This is a genomic window from Plantactinospora alkalitolerans (assembly GCF_015690345.1).
GTDB classification, from domain to species: Bacteria; Actinomycetota; Actinomycetes; order Mycobacteriales; family Micromonosporaceae; genus Plantactinospora; species Plantactinospora alkalitolerans.
Map to the genome: position 1 here is coordinate 1 of NZ_JADPUN010000386.1, position 5,302 is coordinate 5,302.

Here is a 5,302-nt window from a genome sequence, read left to right on the forward strand (position 1 = left end):
GCCCGGTGGGTCCGGATGCCGGCGGTCCCGGCCGCGGAGCGCCCTGCGTCTGCACGGCGGGTTGACCGGGCCACTGCTGCGGGCCCGGGTACCCGCCCAGCGGCGGCGTGTCGGTCGGGGTGTCCGGGGTGGACCAGTCCGGCGCCTGCCCCGTCGGCCCACCCGGAACAGCGCCGCCCGGAACAGCGCCGGATGGTGTGGCGCTGGCTGGAACGGCGCCGGATGGTGCGGCGCCGGATGGTGCGGCGCCGGATGGTGCGGGTGCGCCGCCGGTCGACCGGGGTGGGGCGCCCACGCCCGGGGGGATCGGATCCGGAATCTCGTCCACCGTCCGGCCCCTCCCGGAGGACGGCACCGGCTGCTGGTCCGCCGCCGGGTCCGGCACCGGCTGCTGGCTCGGACCCTCCGGAGGTTCCGCGTCGATCGCCCAGTCCCAGGGCCGCTCGGCCGGCGCTGGCGGGTACGCCGACCGGCTCCCGCCCACCAGCGGTCCGTCGGCACCGGCACCGGTCTGGTGCGGATCCTCGCCGGACTGCTCGGGCCTGGTCATCGCGATCCTCGTGTCGTTTTCGGGCCTACGAGAAATACTAGGCTTTAGTCCTATTGATCCCAGTAGGGATCGGCATCTTCGCGGCGAAGGCGGTTCCCGGACCGGATGGCAGGATGACGGAATGGATCTCGTTACCGTCGACGACGTCCGGGCCGCGCTGACCGACCTGGCCGGCGTGGTGCTGCGCACCCCGTTGCTGCCCTGTCGATGGGACGACCAGCTCTGGCTCAAACCGGAGAGCCTGCAACCCGTCGGCTCGTTCAAGCTGCGCGGTGCGACCCACGCGGTGGCCCGGCTCGATCCCGCGCAACGGGCCCGAGGGGTGGTCACGCACTCGTCCGGAAACCACGGCCAGGCGCTCGCCTACGCCGCCAGGGCCAAGGGGGTGTCGTGCACGGTGGTGATCCCGGACGGCGCCCCGGCCGCCAAGGTCGACCAGGTACGGGCGCTCGGCGCCGAGGTGCGGATGGTGGCGCCGGCCGATCGGCTGACGGTGGCCGAGTCGATCGCCGCCGACCAGGGTCGGACGCTGATCCCGCCCTTCGACGACCGGCGGATCATCGCCGGCCAGGGCACGATCGGCATCGAGGTGCTGGAGGACCTGCCCGAGGTCGACGTGCTGCTGGTGCCGATCGGCGGGGGTGGGCTCGCCTCCGGGATCGCCACGGCGATCAAGGCGCTCCGGCCGGAGGCGAAGGTCATCGGGGTCGAGCCGGCGCTCGCCGCCGACGCGCAGGAGTCGCTGGCCGCCGGGAAGTTGTCGATCTGGGACCCGGCCCGGACCTACCGGACCAGCGCGGACGGGCTGCGGACCAACCTGTCCGCGCTGACCTTCGCGCATCTGCGGGAGCGGCTGGACGGCATCGTGACGGTCAGCGAGGACGAGATCGGGGCGGCGACGACACGGCTGATCCGGGAGGCCCGGCTGGTGGTCGAGCCGAGTGGCGCGGTGGCCACCGCGGCCCGGATGTTCCACGCGGCCGAGCTACCCACCGGCCGTACGGTGGCGGTGGTCACCGGTGGCAACGTCGACCCGGCCGTACTCGCGGCGGCAGTGACAAGGAAGGGCCCCTTCTTATCGCTTTCTGCATAGGAAGGGACCCTTCTTAACACCTCTGCCGGCTCGGCGACTCAGGAGAACTTGATCGAGCCGGCCCGGTTGGACCAGCCGCCGCCGACGGTGGCCAGGTTGGCCGAGGCGTCGATCCAGGTCGACGCGGCGCCCTGGAAGTTGAGGCCGTCGTAGAACCTGACGTCACACCGCTGGTACGTCCGGACCGAGCTGATCCGGTTGTTCCAGTTGCCGCCGCTGGTGTGCCGGAGATCGGCCCACTGCCACTCGCGGTCGTACCCGGGGGTGCACGCCCGGGACTGCACCCAGGTATGGACGGCGCCGGAATAGTTTCTTCCGTCGTACGTCCGGGCGATCACCCGCGAGGCGGCGACACCGGCTGCCCGCAGCGCCTGCTCCTCGGTCGCCGCACAGGTCACCGCCCTGGTGTCGAGGTTGACCACGCAGTCGCGGCCCTGCTCGGCGGCAGTCGCCGGAGAACCGGCCGCTCCCAGTACGCCCATCGCGCCGAGCATCGTCCCGGCCACGGCGATCATTCGAGTCCTCATGATTTCCTCCTCTGTCGGCCCGAGGGCTCGCGACCCTCGGCTGGATCGGACCGGCGGTGACACGTTCTGCGTTCGGGTGACCGCCTCGTCTCCAGTGCTAGTCGCCGGGCCGGTTGACCGGAACGATCCAGCACACCAATCAATCAATCCCGGACAAAGTCCACCCATTGGCCAACAATCCGACAGCCGCGTTGGCGCTGGTGGTGGCACCGGCAACGATGGAAGGCGGACCTGTCCGGAAGTTCCTGGGGGAGAGAAACCAGGTGGCTCGTCAGGAGAGACCGGTCGACCCCGCCGCCGGTCCGCTGCAAGCGCTCGCGTACGACCTGCGGAAGCTTCGCGCCGAGGCGGGTAATCCGACGTACCGGGTGCTGGCCAGGTCGGCCGGATACAGCGCGACGACCCTGTCCGAGGCCGCCGGGGGCACCCGGCTGCCGACCCTGGACGTCCTGCTCGCGTACGCCGGCGCGTGTCACGGCGATCCCGACCACTGGCGGAACCGCTGGCTCGAGACGGCGGCACGGCTCCACCCGGACGACGACGAGAAAGGCGACGACGAGAAAGGCGACGACGAAGACGGGGAGTCGGCGCCCGGTGAACGGCGGACGCTCGACCTCGTGGCCCATCCCGGAGGGCCGACCGAGGTACGTCGTCGTCGGTGGATCGCCGTCGGCGGGCTGGTCGCGATGATCCTGCCGATCGGGATGATCGCGATGGCGGGGCCGCTCGACCTGGTAGGTCCGGGCGACCTCGTGCGCCCGGCCGAGCGGGACAACGGCCGGTTCACCTCGTCGGGCGGTGGCCCGCCGCCGGCCTCCGGCGGGCCGGGATGCCCCGTGGTGCCGTCCGACGCCGCCTTCACCGGCCTCACCTACGGCAGTGGCGCGCACGTCCGGACCGGCGCGACCCGGGACAGCACCGTGCGGGCCACGATCCCGCCGGACTGCACCGTCGGATTCACCGGCTTCTGCATTGGCGAGAAGGTGTACGACAACACCGCCGGTACCCCCGACGTTCGCTGGTTCGTGGTGGCCGGCGGCGGAGTCCTGTCGTCTGCGGTGATCCACGGGAACCCGCCGGGGAACCTGACGGCGTCCGGGTGTCCCGGCGGGCGGCCGGCGCCCAGCGAGCTCGCCTTCTCGACCGCCCTCGATCCGACCCGGCGCGGCGCGGTCACGCTGCACGCCACCGGCGCCGAAGTCGACGTCGTCGGCTTCGCCAGGTCGACCGGGGGCGGGCCGGCGACGCCGGGCCACCGGACCTGGCGGCAGGTGGAGCTGGTCGACGTCCGGGACCGGGCCGCCGGTGCGAAGGTCAGGTTGGACGTCGCGCACCCGTCAGCGGCCATCCCGTCAGCGGCCATCCCGTCAGCGGCCGTTCCGTCAGCGGCCGTTCCGTCACCGGCCGGCGGACCATCGTCCCGGGAGCCGGTCATCCTGGTGGCGGTCGCGTGCCTCGGTGGAGACAGCCCCACCGGCGTGATCGAGGCCCGGCAACTACATCCCACGACTCCGGGCCGGTCCGTTCCGATCGCGCTGAACCTGGAGCAGCGGCTGCCGGCGGCCGCCTCGGCATGCCGCTATCCGGACCGTGGCTGAATCGACAGGTGGCGCCGCGCGACAGTAGACATAGGTCCACCCCCGGTCACGGGTTAACCCTCCTGACCAGGGGCAGGTCTCCTGGTGTGCTCGACTGGTGACCACAGATACCGCCAGAACGGCCCTCCGGACCCGGATCCACGATCTCGACGCACTGCGCGCGATCGCGCTGCTCGGGATCCTCGTCGTCAACATCACCTTCGCCGCCACCGGCTTCAGCATGAACGTCACCGACCCGGCGTACGACTCCTGGCTCGACGACGCGGTGCGCTGGCTCAACTCCACGTTCTTCGGAATGAAGTTCTACCTGCTGTTCTCGTTCATGTTCGGATACAGCTTCATCCTCCAGACCCAGGCGGCGGCTCGGGCCGGCGCCGCGTTCAAGCCCCGGATGGCCCGTCGGCTGCTCGGCCTGTTCGCGCTCGGCGCGGTGAACATGGTCTTCCTGATCAGCGGCGACATCCTCACCGTCTACGCACTGCTCGGTGCGATCCTGCTGGCGATGCGCGGGGTACGGGACCGCACCGCGCTGATCGTCGCCGCCTCGCTCTACGGCTACCTGCTGCTCAGCATGGGTTCGAGCATCCTGTTCCTGGACACGTCGAGCTACTTCGACCACGCCAGCCAGGTCGCCGCCGCGCAGGAGAGCGCCGCGAACCTGGCCGGCGGCTTCGGGTCGGTCGTCCACGAGCACATCGCGATCCTGCCGCTCTACAGTCTCTCGCAGTTGACCATGCAGGGTCCGACCACGCTGGCGATGTTCCTGCTCGGCATGGTCGCCGCCCGTCGCGGGGTGCTCGTCGGGCTGACCGGGCGGGAGTCGTGGCTGCGGATCGTCCAGCTCGTCGGCTTCCCGGTCGGGATCGTCGGTGGCGCCGTCTACGCCTCGATCGGCGCCAACGGCAACACCCTCGGCGTACTCGTCAGCGCGATGACCGCACCGTTCCTCGCCGCCGCGTACGCCGCGACCCTGATCCGGATCGTGCACAGCGTCCGGGGCCGGTGGCTCGGGTCGACGCTGGCCCCGGCCGGCAGGATGGCGCTGTCGAACTATCTCGGCCAGTCGGTGGCCACGCTGCTGATCTTCACCGGCGTGGGCTTCGGCCTGGTCGGTCAGGTGTCACCGCTGGAGATGATGCTGTTCGCGTTCGCCATCTTCGCCGGCCAGGTCGTGATCAGCCGCTGGTGGCTGGAGCGGCACGGGCACGGTCCGGCCGAGTGGCTGCTCCGCTGGTTCACCAACGCGGAACGTCCGGCCTGGCGCAAGCGGGTCGGATGCTGAGTCCGCAGGGCGACATACATCGATCGTTGTTTACCCAGTGTGTGACACTGACGACTGGAGGTGGCTGTCGTGGAACTGGTCGTCTGGATGATCCCCGTGGTTGCGCTCGTACTCGGCCTCGGCGGGGTGCTCACGGTGCGCTGGCACCGCAGTACGCGTTGGGTTCAGCCCGTTCACGGTCCGGTCTCCGCGCTGCTCGCGGGATCCCTGATCTACTCCGAGTACGGCGGGGCCCTGGGCACGGGTGGCAGC

At 71.0% G+C, this 5,302-nt stretch carries 5 protein-coding genes and 1 pseudogene; 4 read left to right on the top strand and 2 right to left on the bottom strand.

Features of this window, described 5'->3' with window-relative positions:
- Nucleotides 1-550: pseudogene (locus I0C86_RS38690) on the bottom strand (hypothetical protein); the annotation flags it as partial.
- Nucleotides 551-671: 121 nt separating this feature from the next.
- On the opposite strand from I0C86_RS38690, the gene I0C86_RS38695 reads away from it, so the two are divergent.
- On the top strand, nt 672-1,643 hold the full coding sequence (locus tag I0C86_RS38695; protein ID WP_196206279.1) for a threonine ammonia-lyase: 972 nt from the start codon (nt 672-674) through the stop codon (nt 1,641-1,643).
- 38 nt (nt 1,644-1,681) lie between these two features.
- Here the strand turns inward: I0C86_RS38695 and I0C86_RS38700 are convergent, their stop codons facing one another.
- The gene (locus I0C86_RS38700; RefSeq protein WP_196206280.1) at nt 1,682-2,170 is read right to left on the bottom strand and encodes a peptidase inhibitor family I36 protein; all 489 of its coding nucleotides are present in this window, start codon (nt 2,168-2,170) and stop codon (nt 1,682-1,684) included.
- A gap of 263 nt (nt 2,171-2,433) precedes the next feature.
- On the opposite strand from I0C86_RS38700, the gene I0C86_RS44160 reads away from it, so the two are divergent.
- The 3 genes from I0C86_RS44160 to I0C86_RS38715 all read left to right on the top strand — a co-directional run.
- Entirely contained in the window at nt 2,434-3,768 is a 1,335-nt protein-coding gene (locus tag I0C86_RS44160) for a helix-turn-helix domain-containing protein (RefSeq protein WP_230395518.1), read from the top strand.
- 97 nt (nt 3,769-3,865) lie between these two features.
- Nucleotides 3,866-5,050, top strand: coding sequence for a DUF418 domain-containing protein (locus I0C86_RS38710; protein WP_323374124.1), 1,185 nt, complete (start codon nt 3,866-3,868; stop codon nt 5,048-5,050).
- A 69-nt stretch (nt 5,051-5,119) separates the two neighbouring features.
- Nucleotides 5,120-5,302: hypothetical protein (locus I0C86_RS38715; protein WP_196206281.1), on the top strand; the 183-nt coding region annotated here is incomplete at its 3' end.

Excerpts from the sequence above, each read along its gene's own strand:
- I0C86_RS38700 (WP_196206280.1), bottom strand. The coding sequence starts at position 2,170 with ATGAGGACTCGAATGATCGCCGTGGCCGGGACGATGCTCGGCGCGATG.
- I0C86_RS38695 (WP_196206279.1), top strand. The coding sequence starts at position 672 with ATGGATCTCGTTACCGTCGACGACGTCCGGGCCGCGCTGACCGACCTG.